The sequence below is a fragment of the Actinomycetes bacterium genome (assembly GCA_035506535.1).
In the GTDB taxonomy this organism is placed as follows: Bacteria; Actinomycetota; Actinomycetes; order DATJPE01; family DATJPE01; genus DATJPE01.
The window spans coordinates 59,334-80,369 of sequence record DATJPE010000063.1 but is presented as its reverse complement, the minus strand read 5'-3'; the positions used below and the strand labels follow the sequence as shown (position 1 = coordinate 80,369).

Sequence of the window (21,036 nt, the reverse complement as noted above, 5' to 3'; positions counted from 1 at the left end):
GTTCCCGCCGCCCGGCGACCCCTCCGCGATCTCGGCACCCGCGTCGCCTAGGGTGCGCGCATGAGGTCGGGATGAGCGCCCTCGAGCGATCCGCCACCCGGGTGGAGAGTCCGCGATGAGGATCGGGGTCCCCGCCGAGTCGCGCCCGGGCGAGCGCCGGGTCGCCCTCGTGCCCGAGCACGTCCAGCGGCTGGTGAAGGACGGTCACGAGGTCGCCGTCGAGCGCGGGGCCGGCCGGGCAGCCCTCGCGGACGACGACGCCTACGTCGCCGCGGGCGCGCACCCCTGCGACGAGGCCGAGGCGCTCGCCGCCGACGTCGTCGTCCACGTCGCCGCCCTGGACCCCGCGCGCATCGCGCGGCTGGCCCCGACCGGCGTGACGCTCGGCTTCTGCTCGCCGACCGGCGAGCCGGCAGCCGTACGCGCCGCGCTCGCGCGCGGCGTCACCAGCTTCGCCTTCGAGCTGTTGCCCCGGATCTCGCGCGCCCAGTCGATGGACGCGCTGTCCTCCCAGGCCCTGGTGACCGGCTATCGCTCGGCGCTGGTCGCCGCGGACCGGCTGCCGCGCTTCTTCCCGCTCCTCATGACCGCCGCGGGCACCGTCCCGCCCGCCAAGGTGCTCGTCCTGGGTGCCGGCGTGGCCGGCCTGCAGGCGATCGCGACCGCCCGGCGGCTCGGCGCCGTCGTTGAGGCCTACGACGTGCGGGCCGCGGCGGCCGAGGAGGTCCGCTCCATGGGCGCGACGTTCGTCGAGCTCGACCTGGACTCCCTGGAGGGCGCCGGGGGGTACGCCCGGGAGATGACCGAGGACCGCGCGCAGCGGCAGCGCGAGCTGCTGGCGCCGTACGTCGCTGCCGCCGACGCCCTCATCCTCACCGCGGCCGTCCCCGGGCGCCGCGCCCCGCTGCTGGTGACCGGCGACATGGTCGCCGGGATGAAGCCCGGGTCGGTCGTCGTCGACCTCGCCGCCGAGAGCGGCGGCAACTGCGACGTCTCGCGCCCCGGCGAGGAGGTCGACCACCACGGCGTGCTGGTGTGGGGCGCGCGGGACGTCGCCTCGCAGCTGCCCGTACACGCCGCCAAGCTGTACTCCGCGAACGTCTTCGCGCTCCTCGCGCTGCTGGCCGGCGAGGACGGCTCGCTCGCGCCCCGGTGGGAGGACGAGATCGTGGCCGGGTCCTGGGTGACCCGGGACGGGACGTTGCGCGACGGAATCACCCTGCCCGGGGAGGACCCCGCCTGATGGACGGCATCGGCCTGCTCACGGTCTTCGTGCTCTCGGTGTTCGTCGGCTTCGAGGTCATCTCGAAGGTCTCGACGACCCTGCACACCCCGCTGATGTCGGGCGCCAACGCCATCCATGGCGTGATCCTCGTCGGGGCGATCGTGGTCACCGGTCACGCGCACGGCCTCGAGCTCGGGCTCGGACTGGTGGCCGTCGTACTGGCCACGGTGAACATGGTCGGGGGCTTCGTGGTCACCGACCGGATGCTGCAGATGTTCAAGCCGAGACAGGCGCCCAAGGCCACCCCGGACGGGAGACCTCAGGCGTGAGCGACACGTGGGTCCGGCTGCTGTACCTGGTCGCAGCCGTCTGCTTCATCCTCGCCCTCAAGGGGCTCTCCTCGCCGAGGACGGCCCGCAACGGCAACCTGATCGGCGCTGCGGGCGCGGCGCTCGCCGTCATCGTGACGATCGTTCACGAGGACCTCGACGCCCAGCACCTCTTGCTCGTCCTCGTCGCGATCGCCGTGGGCGCGGCAGTGGCCGTCCCGGCGGCCCGCCGCGTGGCGATGACCGCGATGCCCCAGCTGGTCGCCATGTTCAACGGCGTTGGTGGAGCCGCTGCCGCACTCGTCGCCCTCATCGAGTTCGACGACGGCGGGTCCCACGCCTCGAGCCGCTACCTCGCGGCGAGCGCGTTCACCGTGCTCGTCGGGTCCGTCTCGTTCAGCGGCTCGGTGGTCACCTTCCTCAAGCTGCAGGAGCTCATCACGACCCGCCCAGTCGTCGTGCCGTTCGGGCGCTGGGTCTCGATCGGGGTCGCCCTCGCTGCCGTGGCGCTCGCGGTCGCCGTGGTGCCTTCGAGGTCGATGGCCGTACTGGTCGCCCTGGCGCTGGTCTCGCTGGTGCTGGGTGTGCTGTTCGTGCTGCCCGTCGGCGGCGCCGACGTACCCATCGTCATCTCACTGCTCAACGCCTTCACCGGCCTCAGCGTGGCCGCGAGCGGCTACGTCCTGAACAACGTGCTGCTCCTCGTGGCCGGCACCCTCGTCGGGGCCTCCGGCACGCTGCTGACCCGGATGATGGCCACGGCCATGGGGCGCCCTCTGACCAAGACCCTGTTCGGTGCGTTCTCCGGCGCCTCGACGATCGGTGGCGGAACGGTGAGCGACCGCCCGGTCCGCTCGGGCAGCCCGGAGGACGTCGCCATCCTGCTCGGGTACGCCCGCAGGGTGGTCATCGTCCCCGGGTACGGCCTGGCCGTCGCCCAGGGCCAGCACGCCCTGCGCGAGCTCGCCGACCTGCTCGGGGAACGCGGCGTCGACGTCATCTACGGCATCCACCCGGTGGCCGGCCGCATGCCCGGCCACATGAACGTCCTGCTGGCCGAGGCGAACGTCCCCTACGAGGCGCTGCACGAGGCCGAGGAGGTCAACCCGCAGCTGGCATCGACGGATGTCGCGCTCGTCGTGGGAGCCAACGACGTCGTCAACCCGGCGGCCCGTACCGACCCTGGCTGCCCGATCTACGGCATGCCGATCCTCGACGTCGCGCAGGCGGCGAACGTGGTCTTCCTCAAGCGCTCGATGCGCCCCGGCTTCGCCGGCATCGACAACGAGCTGCTGTACCAACCGAACACCACCCTGCTCTTCGGTGACGCCAAGGACTCCCTCACCAAGGTCGTCGCCGCCGTCAAGGGCCTGTAGCCGCCCGTCCCCCCGCTTCTCTTGGAATGAACGCGGCGTTCAGTCGAACCTATTGGAGGAACGCCGCGTTCATTGCAAAAGGGACGGGGGGTCAGACCACGCCGTAGAGGCGGTCACCGGCGTCGCCGAGCCCGGGGACGATGTAGCCCTTCTCGTTGAGGCGCTCGTCCAGGCCGGCCATGACGACGTGCAGCGGTACGTCGGCGCCGAACTCCTCCTCCAGCGCCACCAGCCCCTCCGGTGCGGCGAGTAGGCAGATCGCCGTCACGTCCCGAGCGCCCCGGCCGAGCAGCAGGCGGACGGCCGCGATGAGCGTCCCCCCGGTGGCCAGCATCGGGTCCAGCACGTAGCACTGCCGCTGCGACAGGTCGTCGGGGATGCGGTTGGCGTACGTCGACGCCGTCAGCGTCGCCTCGTCGCGCACCATGCCGAGGAAGCCCACCTCGGCCGTGGGCAGCAGGCGCACCATCCCGTCGAGCATGCCCAGCCCCGCTCGCAGGATCGGGACGACCAGCGGCTTCGGCTGCGCGAGACGTACCCCGGTCGCGTCCCCGACGGGCGTTCGCACCTTCTTGGCGACGGTACGGACCTCACGGGTCGCCTCGTAGGCCAGCAGCGTGACCAGCTCGTCGGCCAGCCGCCGAAACGTCGGCGAGTCGGTACGTTCGTCGCGCAGGCTGGTCAGCTTGTGCGCGACCAGGGGATGGTCCACGACCAGGGTCCGCATCCCCGGAGCGTATCCACCGCCGGACCGGGTCTCGGAGCGCGCCGGGCTCGCCGGGGGCCGGCGCCAGATCCACTCCGGCCGGCTCCGACCCCGGCCGTCCTCCCAGCCCCGGAATCCTCCACCGGAGTACGCCCGGCCGGCCCACGACGCCCCGCGGTCTGCGACGATGCCCCCATGGACGCGAGCGCCCTCGACGATGCCGCGATCGACTTCGCGATCGCCGCGGTCCGCGAGGACGGGATCTGGCAGGTCTCCCCGCTGCCGCCGCGGACGGGTGCCGAGCTCGAGGCGTTCCTCCACGCCCTGCGCCAGCAGCCCGGCGAGGTGGGCACGCTGGGATTCGTGTCGGTGGCCGAGGACTTCTTCGTCGCGGCGAGGGTGCGCGGCGAGGAGGTACGTCTGCTGCTCTCCGACGTGACCTGCGTCCCCGACTGGCCGCTGGCGGCCGAGGTGCTGGTCCGGCTCGGGCTCAGCGCCCCCGAGGGTCCGGAGCTGGAGGAGTCGACGCCTGCGGGCGACCTGGAGATCTTCGCCGACCTCGGGCTGCCGGCGATGGAGCTGGCCATGCTGTGCGAGGACCTCGACCTCTATCCCGACGAGCAGATCGGCTCCATCGCCACCCGGCTCGGCTTCGGGGAGCAGTACGAGACGATCGTCGACGCAGCCCTTGGCTGAAGTCATCGACGCCGGCGCAGCTGAAGCCGACGCCGTGCACGCCCCCGACGAGGCCTGGATGCGCCTGGCCCTGGCCGAGGCGAGGCGGGCGGTCGAGGAGGACGAGGTGCCGGTCGGCGCCGTCGTCGTGGCCTGCGACGGGCGGGTCGTCGGCCGCGGCCGCAACGAGCGCGAGCGGTCGGGCGACCCCACGGCGCACGCCGAAGTGGTCGCGTTGCGGGAGGCGGCGGCGAACCTCGGCACCTGGCGCCTGGACGGCTGCACCCTGGTGGTCACCCTCGAGCCGTGCGCGATGTGCGCCGGCGCCCTGGTCCTCGCCCGTGTCTCGCGGCTGGTCATGGGGGCGTGGAGTCCCGACGCCGGCGCGGCCGGTTCGGTGTGGGACGTCGTGCGGGACCGGCGTACCGGTCATCAGGTCGAGGTGGTGCCGGGGGTGCTGGAAGCTGAGTGCGCGCACGTGCTGTCAGGGTGGTTCGCGGGCCGGCGGGACCCGGGCGCGACTGCCTCCACCTGAGCGGACCGGGTACCCTCCTCGGCGGTGGCGTGTCCGAGCGGCCTAAGGAGCACGCCTCGAAAGCGTGTGAGGGGGCAACCCCTCCGTGGGTTCAAATCCCACCGCCACCGCCAAGCTTCCCAGGTGTTTCCGCAGGTCGCATGCCTGATGGGGTGCCTTCATCGTGGCCGAAAGGGTGCTCTGCTCACAGAAGTGGTCACAGGACCTTCCGTGACTACTCCGGTTCGGCCGACACGAGAGCCGAGGTACACGTTCTGGCATCAGAGGGCTCTGGATGGACGTCGAATCAGTGCTGGACCCGGCTTGAAGAGCTCGCCTCGGGCTCTTGAGGTCCGGGCGTGTCGGCCGGTGACCGCCCTGGGCTGGCGTGACGGCGCCGCCTCCGTGATGCGACTCCGAAGTGGATCAGCTCGTCACTAGCCGTGTCGATCAGACGTCGGCTCACTTGAGGGTGCGGACGGTGGCCACGGTGGAGACGGCCCCGCCGAGACCGGGGCTGGGTTGGATCCGCAGCCGGTAGGTGTACAGGGTGTGTTTGCGGCCTGGAGTGATCTCGAACACGACCCGGCCCTTGGCGTCGGTGATCGCGCTAGCGAGGGTGACCCAGCTGCCATGGACCAGCCGCTGCCGCTGGACCACCAGACCCGGACGCGCAGGTGTCGCGATGCCATGGATCTGGATCCGGTCCCCGGCCGCGGGGCGCGCGGCTGGAACGCGGATCGACACCAGAGCGTGCACCGAGACCGAGGCGGGCGGGGAGTAGGTGTCCGGGTTAGCCCAGCTCGAGGCAGCATGTGCCCTGAATGTGGTGTCCAGCTCTGCGGGAAAACTGAACGCTGCGTCCCCCGAGGCATCCGTGGTCACATCGGGTAGGAACAGCTCCGTGCCGTCGACGGTGCTGGCCATCAGCTGCACCGAGACTCCGGCCAGCGGACGCCCACCTTGCGCCGCGTGGGCGGTCACCGTGACCGTGGAGCCGGTGGCGAGCCGCGCCGACGAGGTCGTCAGGGTCAGGTCAAGCGGCAAAGGATGGTGCAGCCAGGACACTGCACCGGGGTAGCGGGACCCATCCGTGGCCACCGTCTTCACGACCCAACCCTTGACCGGGAGGGTGGCGCTGCCGTCAGCGTGAAAGTTCTGCTCCATGAGTGAGATCGCGCCATTGCCCGAGGCATCAACGGTGGAGCCGATCACCACGGCCGTGTGCCCGTATGGGTTACTCGTGGTGCCCGCGAAGGACAAGACGTCACCCGTTGCGGGGGCCTCGCCCACCGTGCCGTTGGTGACCTTGACCAGCCCACCGCCATAGGCGGTCCGATAATGGCTGACGACCTGGTTGCCGTTGGCTTGGTAGGTCTTGACCCCGTAGGCCAGGTATAGCCAGCGCATCGCCAACTCGACGCACTGCCATTCCTTCTCGCCCCACCCGTCGGGGAACCGCACCAATGCCTCGCCCGCGCCGTCCGAGGGCATCGGACCGCAGGCCATCACCCCGTCCAGGCTCGCGCCCAGTGGCTTCGATCCCGGGCTTAGCCCCGTGTCGCAGACCTTTCCATGCCACCACGCGGGCAGTGGCAGCAAGCCTGCGGCCGACGCCCCTGGCTGGCCGTCGGGTGCCCCGTCGGTAGCCACAGCGTGGTCGGTGCCCGCCGCGAGCATGGCGGCTGCCAGCACGACAACGAGGAGCGCCCGGCAACCTCGAGTCATCCTGACCACACCAGCCACCCTCTCGACGTCGACTGTCCGCTGTCGATGCTTGAGAGCCGCCGGTTGCCAAGGAACCGCCCCGTTGAGTTTGCTGGCGCCCGCCGTTCGGCAGTGGGTCGCGTAACGTGAATTGACTGACTCTGCGGGCGAACCCCGGAGGCAGCCTTGCGGCGGATGGTGCGGGCCCGCGTCGACTGTTGCTCCACGCCAGGCCGCGCGTTCACTGACGCGGCGTCGTCGACGCATGCGTCACCGACGATTACGTTCGGTTCCGGGATTCGTGAGTGTCGAGGACGACCCGGGCTTCGTTCCCGGGACGGGGTCGGGAAGTCGGTGGCATGTGCGGCTTCATCCGGGGACTCCGCTGTGGGACCGGTCTGGGCGGTCAACCTGCTCGGAGGGGGCGGTGTTGGTGCCGGTTGATGGGTAGTTGATACGCCGCAGGAACGTGGCTGCGTAGATCAGGGTCGCGACCGCGAGGATCGCGAAGCTGGGCGGCACCTTCGGGATGAGGTAGCTGGTGAGCAGTCCGGTGACCATGGCGAGCATCGATAGGGCGGCTGCGAGGGTCATCCCGACGTACGGACGTGTGGTCAGGCGTTGCGCGGCTCCGGCGGGTGCGGCGAGCAGGCCCAGCAGCAGAAGTGCGCCGACGGCTTGGGTCGCTTCGGCTGCGGTGGCGCCGACGATCAGCAGGAAGACGACCCCGAGGCCACGCACGGGCACGCCGCGGGCGGCCGCGATTGCCTGATCGAGGCTGGCGAAGAGGAGGGGTCGAGCGATGCCGAGCATCAGTCCTATTAGGACGAAGGCGATTGCGGCTGCCAGGGTCGCCTGGGTTGAGCTGATTCCGAATATCGAGCCGAACAGGACGGTGACGCCGGCTGCGCCGTTGGAGGTGGCGTGGTAGCTGGAGGCGTAGACCGACAGGGCGAGCACGCCCAGTCCGAGAACCCAGGCGAACACGGTGCCGATCACGACGTCGTCGGCGCGGCCGTGGTTGCCGAGTAGTCCGAGTCCGGCTGCGACCGCAAGAGTGACGGTGAACAGCCCGAGCCGGGCGTCGATCCCGAAGGCCAAAGCGCCCAGAGCGCCGGTGAAGGCGGCGTGGCTGAGCGCGTCACCGGTGAAGATCTGGCTGCGAAGCACCATGAAGTAGCCGACGAGCCCGGCGAGGGCTGCAATCGGCACGCCGGCGAGGAGCGCGTCGACCATGAAGGCGTGGCTGAACAGCTCGGTTAGCCCGGTTCCGGTTGCGAGGAGGGTGCCCGAGCCGCTCATGCGCGCACCGATAGTGGCGCACGGCGCTCCTCGGTATGCAGCCTGCGCCATCCGACGGAGATGAGATATGCCGCGAACGCGAAGGTGGTCAGGAAGAACCCGATCGGGTACGGCGAGTAGTAGGCCACCAGCAACGAGATCCAGGTCACCGAGACCCCGATGAGGACGGTGAGCAAGACGCTCAGTACTGGCCGAGTGGTCCAGGTCTGGGCAGTCGCGGCGGGGACAACCAGCAGGGCGAACACCAGCAGGGTCCCGGTGATCTGGCTGACCTCGGCGGCTGCGACGCCCAGAAGCACCAGGAAGCCGATGGACAGGCCACGCACGGGTACGCCGCGGGCACGCGCGACGTCAGGGTCGATCGAGGCGAACAGCAGCGGCCTGGCGATGACTGCGAGTACGGCGGCGGCGGCGAGTGCAACGAGGAGCAGGGCAATGACCTGATCGCTGGTGATGCCCAGAAAGCTGCCAAACAGTAGTGCGTTGGCGCCGCTGAGGAATCCGCCGTAGAGGGTGACGAACAGGAACCCACAGGCTAGGGCGAAGGCTTGGACGGTGCCGGTGACTGCCGACTCCTCGCTGTATCCGCGGCCGCCGGTGTTGGGGACCAGGCCAATGACCAGTGCTGCGATGGATGCGAAGGCGAACAGTCCGTAGGTGGCGCTGATGCCGACCAGGACCGCGCCGGCGGCGCCCGGGTAACCAACAATGGCCAGTGTGTGCCCGGCGAAGGTCTGTCGACGCAGGACCATGAACCAGCCGATGAGTCCGGCGAGCACGGCGACGATGGCGCCGGCCCGGAACGCGTTGACCATGAACGGGTACATGAACGCCTGGCGGACGTCCTCGAGCAGGTTCCAGCTGGGCTGCGGCTGAAGACTCCCAGCCGACGCGACGGACATCACGTGCGTCATGGTGCGTGCCGGTCGGCGTGGTGGGCGGGGGCCTCGGGTTGGCCGACGACGACCAGGCGTCCGTCTGATGTGGTGAGGACCTCGATCGGGTTGTCGTACAACCGAGTGAGGGTAGGGCCGGTGATCACCTGTGCCGGAGTGCCGACGGCTGCTCCGCCGGAGGCTATGTACACGACCCGGTCCAGGTAGCTGAGGATCGGGTTCACGTCGTGAGCCACCATCAGCACCGTCACGCCTTCCCGTTCGCAGATCCGGGCGATCAACGCTGCGACGGCGCTCTGGTTGGGCAGGTCCAGGCTGTCCAACGGCTCGTCCAGCAACAGGAGGCGCGGTTCGGATGCGAGCGCCTGCGCGATCAGCAGGCGTTGTTGTTCCCCCCCAGAGAGCCGCCCGACCGGGCGGCCGGCGTAGGCGGCCGCGTCGACCAAGTCGATGACCTCCTCGACCCGGGTGGCAGCGGCTCGGGCGCGCGGACTGACTCGCCGGCCACCGGGCAGCGGGATGCCCCAGCGGTCGCCGTCCAGTCCCAGCCGGACCACATCGGTGCCCCGGATCCGCAGCTGCGGGTCGAAACTGCGCCTCTGCGGCAGGTACCCGATCTGCTGGTTCATCGAGCCAGGCGCGCCCCCTAGGACGCGGATCGAGCCAGCCGACAGCGGCAGGAGCCCCAGGATGACCTTGACCAGCGTGGACTTGCCGACACCGTTGGGCCCCAGCACCGCGACGAACTCCCCGGAGCGGACGTCCACGTCCACGCCGCTCCACAGCGTCCGGTCGCCCAACCGGACGGCGGCGTCGTGGAGCTCGATGACCGTGTCGTCCGGACTGTCCACGCGCGGCATCCTCTCAGCAAGGACACCGTCAGTCGCGGCGCTCAAGAGCCTGCCGCCTGGGCCAACGCGTCCCGCAACTTACGCAGTTGCGTGGTCTGCCACTGCTCCCACGTGTCAGTCGCAGGAGTCATCGTCTCGGTGATGGTGGACACCGGGATGCCGGCCGCCTTCGCCTCATCGACCTGCCGCTGGATGTCCGGAGTGGCGTTCTGCGAGTTGTACACATACACCTTGATCTTCTTGTCCTTGATCTGCTCGTCGATCGTCGCCTTGTCCGCCGCCGTCGGATCGGTGCCCTCGCTGATCGCCTTGAGGAAGTCCGGTGGCGTGAGCAGGTTCAGCCCGAGCGCCGGCGCGATCATCGCGAAGATCGACTCCGAGGCTCCGACTGGCGTGCCGGAGTACTTGGCCTTGATGTCGGCGATCACCGACTTGTAGTCCGCAGTCGCGGTGTCTTCGAAGGCGGCCTGCTGGGCCTCGAAGTACGCTGCGTCGGCCGGATCGAGCTTCTCGTAGTCCGTCGCGATCGCATCCACGACCTTCTGCACGTCGTCGGGGTTGTACCAGCGATGCGGGTTGCCACCCGCCGCAACCCCGAGCAGCTCCCCCACCGTCAACTCCGTGCGTGAGGAATTCGGGTTGGCGTCTGCCAGCTTGGTAGCCCACGTGTCGTAGCCAATCCCGTTGATCAGGACGAAGTCCGCCCCAGCGATTGCACGCCCGTCCGCGGCTGTGGGCTCGTAGTCGTGTGGGTCCGCATCCGGGTTGTCGATGATGTTGGTGACCTTTACGTGCTTGCCCCCGAGCTGCGCTGCGATGCTTCCCCAGAAGTTCTCTGCAGCGACCACCTGGATCACCCTGGACGTCGCGGCCGCAGATCCGGTCGCCGACGAGGTCGCTCCGCTCGGCGAGGAACCGGTGCTGCAGCCGGTCACAGACACAACGAGGGCGGCCGAGAGTCCGGCGAGAACACGGATCCTGGTGCGCACGACGCGCCTCCTCTGGGCGTGGATCGGATGTGCGTGAACGACGTACACTGAAATGACATCGGATTTCATTTTGTAAGTCAACCTGATGTCCCATACCGCGGCACAGCGGATCCACGTAAGGTCGATGTCCACGACGGCCGTCTGACTAGCCCTGGATGCCAGCTGGCTCACGGACAACGGAGGAAGCTGTGACCATCGCCAGGACGGGGCCTCCGATCCGCTTGACCCGCCAACGCGCCGCCGTGTCAGCGGTGCTCGACGAGATCGACGACTTTCGCAGCGCCCAGCAGGTCCACGACCTGCTCAGGCAGCGTGGCGACCGTGTCGGGCTGACCACCGTCTACCGGTCGCTGCAGATGCTGGCTGACGCCCACGAGGTCGACGTCCTGCGAAGTGCCGACGGGGAGATCGCCTACCGCCGTTGCAGCACCGGTCACCACCACCACCACCTCGTCTGTCGTCGCTGCGGGCGCACTGTGGAGGTGGACGGCCCCGCGGTCGAGCGCTGGGCCCAACGGGTTGCCGGCGACAACGGATTCGTTGACGTCAGCCACACCTTGGAGATCTTCGGCACGTGCGCCGACTGCGCCGCCCTGACCTGATTGCACGTGCTCGCCCGGCGGTGGGACGAGTGGGTCACGGGCCGCCACTCCCAGGCCCCTGACCTGCGACTATGCATCACACGCCGGTCCAGGCCCACACCAGCCGGACACGCACAGCTCGAGTTCATAGCCCACCGCCACCGCGGGCGCGCTGCTGTCGGACGACGGCAGCCTCTAGATTCGCCGGGTGAGGTTGGCGGGCGTGACGGTCGTCGTGGACGACTACGACCGGGCGATCGCTCACTTCGTCGACGACCTCGGGTTCGAGCTGGTCGAGGACACGCCTCTCGGACAGGGCAAGCGTTGGGTCCGGGTGGCACCCTCGGGTGAGGACGGGCCGCACGTGCTGCTGGCGCGAGCAGCCACGGCGGCGCAGGCCGAGGTGATCGGTCGCCAGACCGGCGGGCGGGTGGGGTTCTTCCTGCACACGGACCGCTTCGACGACGACCACGCCAGGCTCCGACGACGCGACGTGCGGATCGTGGACGGGCCGCGCGTGGAGAGCTACGGCCGGGTGCTCGTGTTCGCGGACCGCTACGGGAACCTGTGGGACCTCATCGAGCCCGGGTGACCGCCGCGGCAGTCAGATCCTCGACAGGGCGCTCTGCAGGGACTGGATGTAGCCCTCGGATGTGAACGTCGCCCCGGAGATCATGTCGATGTTCGCGTTCCCGGCCTGCACCGCTTCCTGGTTGAGCGCTGGGATCGCATAGGCGTTGATCTGCTGGTCGCGGGGGGAGTTCTGCGGGTACTCGACCGCCTGGACGTCGGTGATCTTGCCGTCGGCGACCGTCACCTGCACCTGCACCGGGCCGTACTGCGTGTCGGCCGGATCGCCCGTGGCCGTCTTGGTGCCGGTCGTCGAGCCGCTCCCCGAGCCCGACGTCGACCCGGTGCCGGACCCGGAGGACGAGCCGCTGCCCGAGCCCGACGTCGACCCGCTGGTCGTGCCACCTCCGGTCGCGACCGGCCCCGCCGCAGCGGTGGCGTCGTGGGTCTTGAAGGTCAGGAGCATGACGAGGCCCGCGACCGTGCTGACGGTGGCGAGGACGACGCGGCGCATGGTGGGAGATCTCCTCAGAACTCGAACGACTCGTGGTGGATCTGCCGCCGGGGCACGCCCGCGGCCCGCAACGCCGCGGTCACCGAGGCGGTCATGCCGGCCGGGCCGCACAGGTACACCTCGTGCTCGGCGATGTCCGGTACGTGCGCCGCGAACTGCTCGGCGGAGAGCGGGTCGCCGCCGAGGTCGCTGCGCCGGCCAGGGATGATCCACAGCTTGGCCCGGCGCTTCTCCGCGATCCGCTCGAGCTCACGGCGGAACACGACGTCGCGCTCCGCGCTCGCGCGATAGATCAGGCCCAGCTCTCCCGGTCCGGCCGGGATCGTCTGGAACAGCGCTCGCAGCGGCGTGATGCCGACGCCGCCTCCGACGAGGAGCACCTTGCGGCGACGACGGAGGGCGGCGGTGAGGGCGCCATAGGGGCCCTCGGCGACCACCCGAGTCCCGGGCTGGACCGACGCGAGGGCGTGGCTGGCGTCGCCCAGGTCCTTCACGGTGATGCGCAGCCGGTCGGGGCGAGGCGGGGCGGACAGCGAGTACGGCGTGGCGGTCCACCACAGCTCGCGGGTGAGGAAGCGCCAGCGGAAGAACTGGCCAGGCTCGGCGCCGAGCTCCTCGAGGTGCTCGCCGGTGATTTCGACGGTGACGACGCCGGGCGCCTCGCGACGTACCGACAGCACTCGCATCCGATGCCGGAAGGCCTGCCGCACCGGTGTGGCGAAGCGGTACCAGAGGATGGCGGCCGCGACGGCGGCGTACATCGCGGCCCAGGCCACGCGCGCCGGGCGGTTGCTCATGAACTCCGCGCCGTCGGCGAACTGGTGGCTGAAGGCCAGCGCCACGGCGAGGTAGGTGTAGAAGTGCAGGTAGTACCAGGTCTCGTACCGGACGCGGCGCCGTGCCGCCCGCATCGAGACCAGCCCCACGCCGAGGAGCAGCAGGCCCGCCACCGTCGCCATGAGGACGTCCGGATAGCTGGTCAGCAGCGTCTTGGTCTGGGTCACCACGGTGGTGTGCGCCGTGACGGCGTACCCCCAGGTGATGAGCAGCGCGTGGGCGACGACCAGGCTGACGACATAGCGACCGCCCATGGAGTGCCACCGCGCGAGCTGGTCGGCACCGATGCCACGCTCCAGCGGCGGGATGCGGGCCATGAGCGCGACCAGGACCACGACGCCGTAGCCGGCCAGCAGCCCCGTGATGCGCCCGGCGTTCGTCAGCCAGTCACCGAGCCCGTGGATCGCGGGGGTGTGGACCCACCACAGACCGATCGCGGCGAGGGCGCCCGCCGCGATCACCGTGAGGACCACCGTGGGATGGGCTCGCACAGGTGCGGGCGCGCTCGCCTCGCCTCCCCGGACCGCGACTCGGGCGTCCACGGCGGACGCGCTGGCGGTCGGGTTCACGGATCCTTTCTCCCAAGCGGACCTTCAGCGGGCCTCAGAGGAGCCTGTGCGTGGGCTGTGAAGATCGTGACGGTCGCCGGGTACGTCGCGCGGGGGCTCAGCCCGCCCCCGCGGTCGTCCGGGCGCTGTCGGCCTCCAGCAGGCTCTCGACCAGCTCGGCGAGGCCGCCGACGACGAGGTCGGGACGCTGCTCCTCCGGGGCCTGGCGGGCGTCGCGCTCGGTGTGCATCCCGGTCGTCACGAGCACGCCCACCCCACCACCCCGCCGGGCCATCGCGACCTCGAGGGTGAGGTCGTCCCCGGCGACGAGCATCGCCTCCGGCGCCACGTCGAGCAGGCGCGCTGCGGTGCGTAGCGCGACGGCCGAGGGCTTGCCGACGACCTCGTACGAGGCGCCCGTCACGTGTGCCAGGCCGTTGGCGATGAAGCCCGCCGCTCCCGCCGTGCGCCGGCCCCTGGTCGCGAACGCGGGTGCGTCGCTGGTGACCAGGAGCGGGGCCCCGTGCCAGATCGCCTCGGCGGCGGACTGCAGCTTGGCCTGGTCGAAGGCGACGTCCCAGCCGACCACGACGGCGGCCACCTCGCCCGGCTGGTCCGGGTCGGCCAGGCGCACCCCTGCCTCCCGGAGCACCGCCACGAGGCCGTCCCCGCCGAAGGCAAGCACGGGCGCGTCCCCGTAGCGGTCGAGGACGACCTGTGCGGCGACGACCGAGGGCGTGAGCACCTCCCCGTCGCCGAAGGCGAAGCCCAGCTCGTTCAGGGAGGCGGCGATCTCGGCGGGCGGGCGGCTGGAGGCGTTGGTGAAGGCGAGGACCCGCCGCCCGCTGGCCCGTACGTCGTGCACGGCCGCGACGGCTCCGGGCAGCACGAGCCCGTCATGGCCGGCCGGCTGGTCGGAGAGAATCAGGCAGCCGTCGATGTCGAAGACGACGCCCCGGACGTCGGCAAGGCGCGCGCGCAGGCCCGCGTCCATCATGCGCTGCTCCCCTCCTGGTCGGCCCCGCGCCGCAGGCGCACCCGCTCGTCGCCCAGCTCGACGTCGATGGAGCGCCAGTTCGGCAGTGCCGTGACCGCGTCGACGAACTCGCGCGCCGTGCGGACCGGACCCGCGGGTCCGCCGCGGGCGCGCTCCGGCGACCAGCGGGGGGCCCGGCCCGCGGCGTGCATCGCCTCGACCTGGGCGGTGGGCAGGACGCTGCGCAGGACCACCTCGTGGTCCGGGACGCGACCGCCGACGGCGGCGTAGACCTTGGCCCGGACCTCCTCCGCGCTGGGCTCCGGGAGCGGGACGTCGAGCTCTCGGGTGCGCGGGTTCGCCGCGGCTCGCTCGCGGACCAGCGGGTCGACGGGACCCGGGGGCGTGCCGAAGTGGCCGAGCAGGTAGCGCAGGATCTCGTCCGGCATCCGCGACCAGCGCTGCTGGCCCGCCTGCTCCGCCAGGACGTTCAGCACGGCCTGGCTGCCGACGTACTGGCTGTAGGGCGTCACCATGATCGGGTAGCCGAGCTCGGCCCGGACGCGGCCGACCTCGTCGAGCACCCTGGGCAGCAGCGCGATCTGGCCGATCTCGTTCAGCTGCCGACGCAGCGTGCCCATCATCCCGCCGGGGACCTGGTGGCGCTGGTAGGACAGGTCGAGCTCGGTGGGTCGCCCCGGCTCGAGCCCCTGGCTGGCGGCGATCACGTCGATGGTGCGCTCTGCGCGCCGTACGGCGTCCACGTCGACGTCGACGTCGATGCCCACGGCGTCGAGGTTCTCGACGAGCCGGATCGCCGAGGGCTGGCTGGTCCCGTTCGCGAGGGCCCCGATGGCGGTGTGGAGGACCTCGACGCCGAGCTGGGCCGCCAGGACGTACACCTCCGGCGCCAGGCCGGTCGTGCAGTGGCTGTGCAGCTCGAAGGGCGTCGTGCCGAGCGCGGCCTGGATCTCCGGCACCAGGTGCTGGATCCGCTCCGGGGTCAGCAGGCCCCCGGGGTCCTTGAGGTAGACGACGTCGACCGACTCGTCGTGCGCGAGCGCCTTCGCGCAGGCGGCGTACAGCGAGTCGTCGTGGACAGGGGAGACCGTGAAGGTCAGCGCACCGACGACCTCCTCCATCCCCTCGTCCTTGGCCATGCGCGCGACCGCGCTCGCGGCCGCCGTGTCGTTCATCGGCTCGGCGATCTGCAGGCGACGGACGCCCGCGTCGACGAGCGCGCGCATGGACATCCGCATGAGCGAGACCGGCGAGCGGTCCCACGACATGAACCGCATGCCCGTCGTGATGACGCTGAGCCGCGTCGTGGGGACGACGGCGCGCATCCGCGCGATCCGCTCCCAGGGGTCCTCCTTGTGCCAGCGGACCCCGACGGACAGGTGCGTGGAGGAGGTGAAGTCCAGCGCGACGAATCCGGCGGCCTCGAGGTCGGGACCCAGCGCCTCGACCATCCCCGTGGTCAGTCCCGCCGCGCCCCAGAGGCTCTGGTTGCCGTCCCGCGTGCTGGTGTCGACGAGGCGTACGCGCGGTCGCGTCATCCGGCCACCTCCGCCGTCCGGTCGCCCAACCCCGAGGGGGCCTGCAGCGGAGCGGGGGGCCAGACCTCGGCCAGCCAGGCGGTGCTCACCCCGCCCCGGCGGAAGGCCGGGTCTCCGAGAACGGCCCGGTGCACGTCCGTCGACGTCGCGATCCCCTCGACCACGGTGGAGTCGACGGCGGCGCGCGCGGCTGCGACCGCGGCGTCACGGTCGTGCGCCCGTACGACGACCTTCGCGAGGAGGCTGTCGTAGTACGGCGGGAAGAGATACCCCTCGAACGCGTGGGTGTCGACCCGGATCCCCGGGCCCCGCGGCAGCACCAGGTGCGTGATCCGCCCGGGCGAGGGGCGGAAGTCGTGGTAGGGGTCCTCGGCGGTGATCCGGCACTCGACCACATGCCCGGTCGGCGTCGGCGGCACCTGCGGCAGCCCGTGGGGCAGCCCCGCGGCCAGGAGCAGCTGCGCGGCGACGAGGTCGACGCCGTACGCCTCCTCGGTAACCGGGTGCTCGACCTGGATGCGGGCGTTCACCTCGAGGAAGACGACGGTCGCCGGATCGGTGGTCGACTCGGTGTCGACGAGGAACTCGACGGTCCCGGCACCCCGGTAGCGCAGATGCTCCGCGAGGCGGCGCGCGCTGTCGTGGAGCAGGGCGCGCGTGGCGGGGGAGAGCCCGGGGGCGGGGCACTCCTCGATCAGCTTCTGGTGGCGCCGCTGCACCGAGCAGTCCCGGTCGCCGAGGACCACGACGCCGCCCTCGCCGTCGCCGAAGACCTGTACCTCGACGTGCCGCGCCCGTCCGTAGTAGCGCTCGAGGTACAGGCTCCCCTCACCGAACCCGGCTCGCGCCTCGGCGGCGGCGAGGTCGACCAGGCGCTCGAGGTCCTCCGCGCTGTCCGCGCGATGGATGCCACGCCCGCCACCTCCATGCACCGCCTTGAGGAGAACCGGGTACCCGATGTGCGCCGCGGCCCGCTGCGCGCCGGCCACGTCGAGGACGTCGGCTCCGGGAGCGACCGGTACGCCGGCCCGGACGGCGACCTCGCGCGCGACGGTCTTGTCCCCGACCGCGCGGAGGGTCTCTGCCCGCGGACCGGCGAACGCGACACCCTCTGCCTCGAGGAGCTCGGCCAGCTCGGCCTTCTCGCTGACGAACCCGTAGCCGGGGTGGACCACGTCCGCACCCACGCCGAGCGCTGCCTGCGCCACCAGTTCCGGGCGCAGATAGGACCGGGCCGGTTCGGCGGGACCGATGCGCACCACCCGGTCGGCGAGGCGGGCCGCGAGGGAGTCGACGTCGGCCTCGCTCGCCGCCACCACGGCCTCGAAGCCGACACGGCGGCACGCCGCGACGACCCGCACGGCGATCTCGCCCCGGTTCGCGACGAGCACTCGGGTCATCCGGGCGCTCGCAGGCGAAAGAGCACGTCGCCGTGCTCGACCATCTTCCCGTCCGCGACGCACACCTCCACGACGGTCCCGCTGACGCCCGCGGCGACCGGGTTCATCAGCTTCATCACCTCGATGATCGCCACCGTCGTCTCCGGCGTGACCTCGTCGCCCACCTGCACGAAGGGGGGCTGGTCCGGCCCCGGGCGGTGGTAGAGGACGCCGAGCATCGGCGCGACGATGACCGGGCCGTCGTGCTCCATCTGAACCGGCTCGGGGCTCGCGGGCCGGTCGCCGGCGACCTCCGCGGGGGCCACTGCGGTCGTGACGGCCACCGGGGCCGGGGAGTCCAGCGCCGTACGGGACACCCGTACGTGGACCCCCGCCGCGACCACCTCCGCGTCGGCCAGGCCGGAGTCGTCGAGCTGGGCGACGAGTGCGAGCACGTCCGCCCAGCTCACGCCGCCCTCGGTCATCCCGGCCCCTGCCCGGGGAGGCCGAGCCCCTTGAGCACCGACAGGTAGGCCTGCGCCCCCGCCGTGCGGGCGGCCGTGCGCTCCTGGATCGCCGCCCGCGTCGCCTGGTTGACGGTCTCGGGGCGGCTCTGCAGGAGCATGAACCGATGGCTGCCGTCCGGGTCCCGCGCCAGCGCCCACTCGATGTCCTGGGCGGTGCCGTAGTGCTTCTCGACCCGCAGCGCGATCTCGCCGAGCTCGTGCAGCAGCTCGTCGCTCAGGCACGGCGAGTCCGCGATGTCGGCGGGGACGTCGACGATCTGAGTGCCGCGACCGGTCGGTGCCGGCACGCAGCGGTGAGCCTTGTGCGTCACCGTCTTGCGGGTGACGGTCAGGCCGATCTTCGACAGCCAGAACTCATCGGGTGTCACCTCGCCGGAGACCACCGCCTCGCCAAGCCCCCAGCTGGCGTTCACCGCCATGACCGACGGGTCGCCTGTCGTGGGACTCACCGTGAACGCGACCCCGGCGACCTCGGCATCGACCATCTCCTGGACGCCGACCGCCATCTTGACCGCCTCGTCGCGGTGGGCCTGGTCGAGCTTGGCCCGGTAGGCGACGGCCTGCGGCGTGAAGAGGCTGGCCCAGCAGTCGCGCACCCGCAGCACCACCTGGTCGGCGCCCTGCACCCAGAGGTAGGTCTCCTGCTGGCCGGCGAAGCTGTTGGCGGCCCCGTCCTCGGCGACCGCCGAGGACCGGACCGCCACCGGCAGGTCGTCGCGTCCGGTTCGCGCGCACAGGGTCGCGTACGCCTCGCGGATGTCCTCCTCGAGGCCGGGCGGCAGCGTGGCGCCGTGGATGATCTCGACCGCCTGCTGACGGACCTCGCGCAGCGCCGAGGAGCTGTTCGGGTCCACCGCGCGCGTGAGGTCGCCGATACGGTGCCCGAGGTCGGCGAACTCGATCACCTCCGCCCATGCCTGCGCCGTGACGGTGAACCCGAGCGGGACCGGAATCCCGGCGGCGATGAGCTCGCCCAGGCTGGCGCACTTGCCTCCCGCGCTGGGCCGGTCGCTGATGCGAAGCTCCTCGAACCAGGCGATCCGCTTGGGTGCCATCCCGATCAGCTCCTCGGTTTGCGTGGTGGTTGAGCTCTCGGCCGTCGGCAACAGCTCAGTCATCGAGGACGGTCACCACGCCGACGTTGCCGTCCACGCGGATCCGCTGGCCGGTGCGGATGGTGGCAGTCGCGTTGCCGGTCCCGACGACGGCCGGGAGGCCGTACTCGCGCGACACGATGGCGGCGTGGCACATGATGCCGCCGATGTCGCTGACCGCGCCCTTGATGCGGGCGAAGACCGGGGTCCAGCTGGGGCTGGTGATCGGGGCGACGAGGATCTCGCCCTCGACGAGCTCGTCGAGCTGGTCGGGCGAGAGCACGACCCGCGCCGGCCCTTCCGCGATCCCGGGTGCCCCCGCGAAGCCCTCGAGGACGGTCTGGTCTCCGGCAGCGGCGGCGGCCAGCCACCGCTCGACCTGGTCGTTGGTGATGCCCCACAACATGATGGTCATCGGCTCGACGATCTCGCCCGGCGCCGGACCCAGCGCCGGGGGCGCGGTCCAGTGCTTGAGCGCGTCGATGACCCGTCGGCGCTCGGCGACGATCGGCGGCCAGTGCACCGGCCCGATGGGCGGCCCACCCGCCGACCACGCGATCTGCAGGTCGACGAGTGCGTCGTGCACCTCTGTGCGGCGCAGGAAGAAGACGTCCTCGGCCCGGTCGAAGAACCCGAAGCGCACGAAGAGGTCGCCGAACTCGCGCATCTTGCGCCAGAACTCGGTCATGTACCAGTGCTCGATGTAGAAGTTGTGGTTCTCCACGTACGGGAACACCACCTTCGACAGGCCGAGCGCCTCGTCGAAGGCGTCACGGTCCGGGCCGGCGGGGATCAGGTCGCGGTACTGCGCGGTGACCGCGTCGCGCTGGGCCTCGACCTCGGCGAGCGGGCGGTCGAGGTTCTCGCCCGCCACGATCCGGCCGATGTACTCCTTGACCATGGCCAGGGGGAACGTCGGGTCGTCCGACCAGCTGCGGTGGTGGTGGTAGAAGCCGTTGCCGTAGGAGAAGTTGAACCACGGGTCCGCCGAGGTCTCCCACTCCTTCAGCCAGGCGATGCCCGCCTCGCTGCCGCCCAGGTCGGCGCGCAGCGAGGCGAAGTCGGCGGCCGACGTCACTTGCTGGGTGACGCCGAGCTCGATCGCCTTGTGCGCCAGGCGCTTGAGCTCGTCGTCGGGCCGGAACAGCAGGACGTTGACACCGCTGACCATCTGCGCCACGGCCTGGTCGGTGATCTCGGGGAAGTGGCCCTTCACGGTCATGAGGAAGTTCAGGTACGCGGCGTAGCCCATGTTCAGCATCTCGCTGTGCAGGTTCCACACCGCGTCGATCGAGGCGAGCACCCGCTGGTAGGCGACGAGCAGGTCGTTGGCCTCGGTGATGCCCCGCCCGGCGAGGACGTTCTCCACCGGCTCGAAGTCGCCCAGCGCCGGCAGCGTGATCGCCTTGAGGGCGGCGATCTGCTCCTTGACCTTGTCCTCCCACGCCGCGTAGAGGCTCGGCCAGTTCTTGTAGTAGTGCCCCACCCGTACTGCGAACTCCTCGGCACGACGTCCGATCTCGGCCGGGTCCTCGACGCCCAGAGCGCTCATGTACATGTAGCCGTTGAGCACCCGAAAGTCGAGGCCGAGCGCCGGTGGCAGGGCGAACACCCGGGTGTTCATGACCCCGGTGCTCATGAACGCCTGCTCCGCGGAGACGATGTCGAAGGGCGGCATCGGCTCAGGGAAGTGCATGCCGTCCCGGAACCACGTGCGGCCGCCGTCGGCCTCGCGCCGCTGGGGGAGGAAACGCAGGTAGTAGGGGTACATCTCCTCCCAGCCCTCCGCACCCGCGGGAGTCTCGATCTCGTACGGATCGGGGAAGCGCACCTCGCGCGCGACGGGCTCCGGCTCGAGCGTGGTCATCGATCACTCCTTCG

21 protein-coding genes and 1 tRNA gene are annotated in these 21,036 nt (G+C 71.0%); 8 read left to right on the top strand and 14 right to left on the bottom strand.

Annotated elements, in window-relative coordinates:
• The first annotated feature begins 115 nt into the window (after positions 1 to 115).
• The 3 genes from VMI11_08980 to VMI11_08970 are packed head-to-tail and all read left to right on the top strand — an operon-like array spanning position 116 to position 2,930.
• Positions 116 to 1,243 carry an NAD(P) transhydrogenase subunit alpha gene (locus VMI11_08980; GenBank protein ID HTY72542.1) on the top strand — a complete coding sequence of 376 codons (1,128 nt, stop codon included), beginning with the start codon at positions 116 to 118 and terminating at the stop codon, positions 1,241 to 1,243.
• Complete coding sequence (locus VMI11_08975; GenBank protein HTY72541.1) at positions 1,243 to 1,554, top strand: NAD(P) transhydrogenase subunit alpha; 312 nt, start codon at positions 1,243 to 1,245, stop codon at positions 1,552 to 1,554. Before VMI11_08980 ends, VMI11_08975 begins: the two co-directional genes overlap by 1 nt.
• Complete coding sequence (locus tag VMI11_08970) at positions 1,551 to 2,930, top strand: NAD(P)(+) transhydrogenase (Re/Si-specific) subunit beta (GenBank protein ID HTY72540.1); 1,380 nt, start codon at positions 1,551 to 1,553, stop codon at positions 2,928 to 2,930. Before VMI11_08975 ends, VMI11_08970 begins: the two co-directional genes overlap by 4 nt.
• Before the next feature lie 91 nt (positions 2,931 to 3,021).
• Here VMI11_08970 and upp read toward each other — a convergent pair whose 3' ends face one another.
• Positions 3,022 to 3,657 carry a uracil phosphoribosyltransferase gene (gene upp / locus VMI11_08965; GenBank protein HTY72539.1) on the bottom strand — a complete coding sequence of 212 codons (636 nt, stop codon included), beginning with the start codon at positions 3,655 to 3,657 and terminating at the stop codon, positions 3,022 to 3,024.
• A gap of 174 nt (positions 3,658 to 3,831) precedes the next feature.
• On the opposite strand from upp, the gene VMI11_08960 reads away from it, so the two are divergent.
• From VMI11_08960 to VMI11_08950, 3 genes are all read left to right on the top strand, one after another.
• Positions 3,832 to 4,332 (top strand): tRNA adenosine deaminase-associated protein, encoded by a 501-nt coding sequence (locus VMI11_08960; GenBank protein HTY72538.1) that lies wholly within the window; start codon positions 3,832 to 3,834, stop codon positions 4,330 to 4,332.
• The gene (tadA, locus tag VMI11_08955; protein HTY72537.1) at positions 4,325 to 4,846 is read left to right on the top strand and encodes a tRNA adenosine(34) deaminase TadA; all 522 of its coding nucleotides are present in this window, start codon (positions 4,325 to 4,327) and stop codon (positions 4,844 to 4,846) included. The genes VMI11_08960 and tadA overlap by 8 nt, the downstream gene beginning before the upstream one ends.
• A gap of 23 nt (positions 4,847 to 4,869) precedes the next feature.
• Positions 4,870 to 4,959 (top strand) — tRNA-Ser (locus tag VMI11_08950).
• A 328-nt stretch (positions 4,960 to 5,287) separates the two neighbouring features.
• Here VMI11_08950 and VMI11_08945 read toward each other — a convergent pair.
• The 5 genes from VMI11_08945 to VMI11_08925 all read right to left on the bottom strand — a co-directional run bounded on the left by VMI11_08945 (position 5,288) and on the right by VMI11_08925 (position 10,570).
• The gene (locus VMI11_08945) at positions 5,288 to 6,520 is read right to left on the bottom strand and encodes a CHAP domain-containing protein (protein ID HTY72536.1); all 1,233 of its coding nucleotides are present in this window, start codon (positions 6,518 to 6,520) and stop codon (positions 5,288 to 5,290) included.
• A gap of 381 nt (positions 6,521 to 6,901) precedes the next feature.
• Positions 6,902 to 7,834, bottom strand: a complete 933-nt coding sequence (locus VMI11_08940; protein ID HTY72535.1) for a metal ABC transporter permease — start codon at positions 7,832 to 7,834, stop codon at positions 6,902 to 6,904.
• Positions 7,831 to 8,736: a metal ABC transporter permease gene (locus VMI11_08935; GenBank protein HTY72534.1), complete on the bottom strand. Its 906-nt coding sequence runs from the start codon at positions 8,734 to 8,736 to the stop codon at positions 7,831 to 7,833. The genes VMI11_08940 and VMI11_08935 overlap by 4 nt, the downstream gene beginning before the upstream one ends.
• Before the next feature lie 8 nt (positions 8,737 to 8,744).
• The gene (locus tag VMI11_08930) at positions 8,745 to 9,581 is read right to left on the bottom strand and encodes an ABC transporter ATP-binding protein (GenBank protein ID HTY72533.1); all 837 of its coding nucleotides are present in this window, start codon (positions 9,579 to 9,581) and stop codon (positions 8,745 to 8,747) included.
• A gap of 41 nt (positions 9,582 to 9,622) precedes the next feature.
• Entirely contained in the window at positions 9,623 to 10,570 is a 948-nt protein-coding gene (locus tag VMI11_08925; protein HTY72532.1) for a zinc ABC transporter substrate-binding protein, read from the bottom strand.
• A 194-nt stretch (positions 10,571 to 10,764) separates the two neighbouring features.
• Here VMI11_08925 and VMI11_08920 point away from each other — a divergent pair, with 194 nt between their 5' ends.
• Positions 10,765 to 11,172, top strand: coding sequence for a Fur family transcriptional regulator (locus tag VMI11_08920; GenBank protein ID HTY72531.1), 408 nt, complete (start codon positions 10,765 to 10,767; stop codon positions 11,170 to 11,172).
• Positions 11,173 to 11,365: 193 nt separating this feature from the next.
• On the top strand, positions 11,366 to 11,743 hold the full coding sequence (locus VMI11_08915) for a VOC family protein (protein HTY72530.1): 378 nt from the start codon (positions 11,366 to 11,368) through the stop codon (positions 11,741 to 11,743).
• A 12-nt stretch (positions 11,744 to 11,755) separates the two neighbouring features.
• Here the strand turns inward: VMI11_08915 and VMI11_08910 are convergent, their stop codons facing one another.
• From VMI11_08910 to VMI11_08875, 8 genes are all read right to left on the bottom strand, one after another.
• Entirely contained in the window at positions 11,756 to 12,235 is a 480-nt protein-coding gene (locus VMI11_08910) for an FMN-binding protein (protein HTY72529.1), read from the bottom strand.
• Between the two features lie 14 nt (positions 12,236 to 12,249).
• Positions 12,250 to 13,641, bottom strand: coding sequence for a ferredoxin reductase family protein (locus VMI11_08905; protein ID HTY72528.1), 1,392 nt, complete (start codon positions 13,639 to 13,641; stop codon positions 12,250 to 12,252).
• 97 nt (positions 13,642 to 13,738) lie between these two features.
• Complete coding sequence (locus VMI11_08900) at positions 13,739 to 14,617, bottom strand: HAD hydrolase-like protein (protein HTY72527.1); 879 nt, start codon at positions 14,615 to 14,617, stop codon at positions 13,739 to 13,741.
• The gene (locus VMI11_08895; protein ID HTY72526.1) at positions 14,614 to 16,155 is read right to left on the bottom strand and encodes a biotin carboxyl carrier protein; all 1,542 of its coding nucleotides are present in this window, start codon (positions 16,153 to 16,155) and stop codon (positions 14,614 to 14,616) included. The genes VMI11_08900 and VMI11_08895 overlap by 4 nt, the downstream gene beginning before the upstream one ends.
• Positions 16,152 to 17,555, bottom strand: coding sequence for a biotin carboxylase N-terminal domain-containing protein (locus VMI11_08890; protein ID HTY72525.1), 1,404 nt, complete (start codon positions 17,553 to 17,555; stop codon positions 16,152 to 16,154). Before VMI11_08890 ends, VMI11_08895 begins: the two co-directional genes overlap by 4 nt.
• A complete protein-coding gene (locus VMI11_08885) occupies positions 17,552 to 18,019 on the bottom strand; it encodes a biotin/lipoyl-containing protein (protein HTY72524.1) in 468 nt (155 codons plus the stop codon). Before VMI11_08885 ends, VMI11_08890 begins: the two co-directional genes overlap by 4 nt.
• Positions 18,016 to 19,116 (bottom strand): PEP/pyruvate-binding domain-containing protein, encoded by a 1,101-nt coding sequence (locus VMI11_08880; GenBank protein HTY72523.1) that lies wholly within the window; start codon positions 19,114 to 19,116, stop codon positions 18,016 to 18,018. Before VMI11_08880 ends, VMI11_08885 begins: the two co-directional genes overlap by 4 nt.
• 55 nt (positions 19,117 to 19,171) lie before the next feature.
• Entirely contained in the window at positions 19,172 to 21,022 is a 1,851-nt protein-coding gene (locus VMI11_08875; protein HTY72522.1) for a PEP-utilizing enzyme, read from the bottom strand.
• Positions 21,023 to 21,036 lie beyond the last annotated feature (14 nt).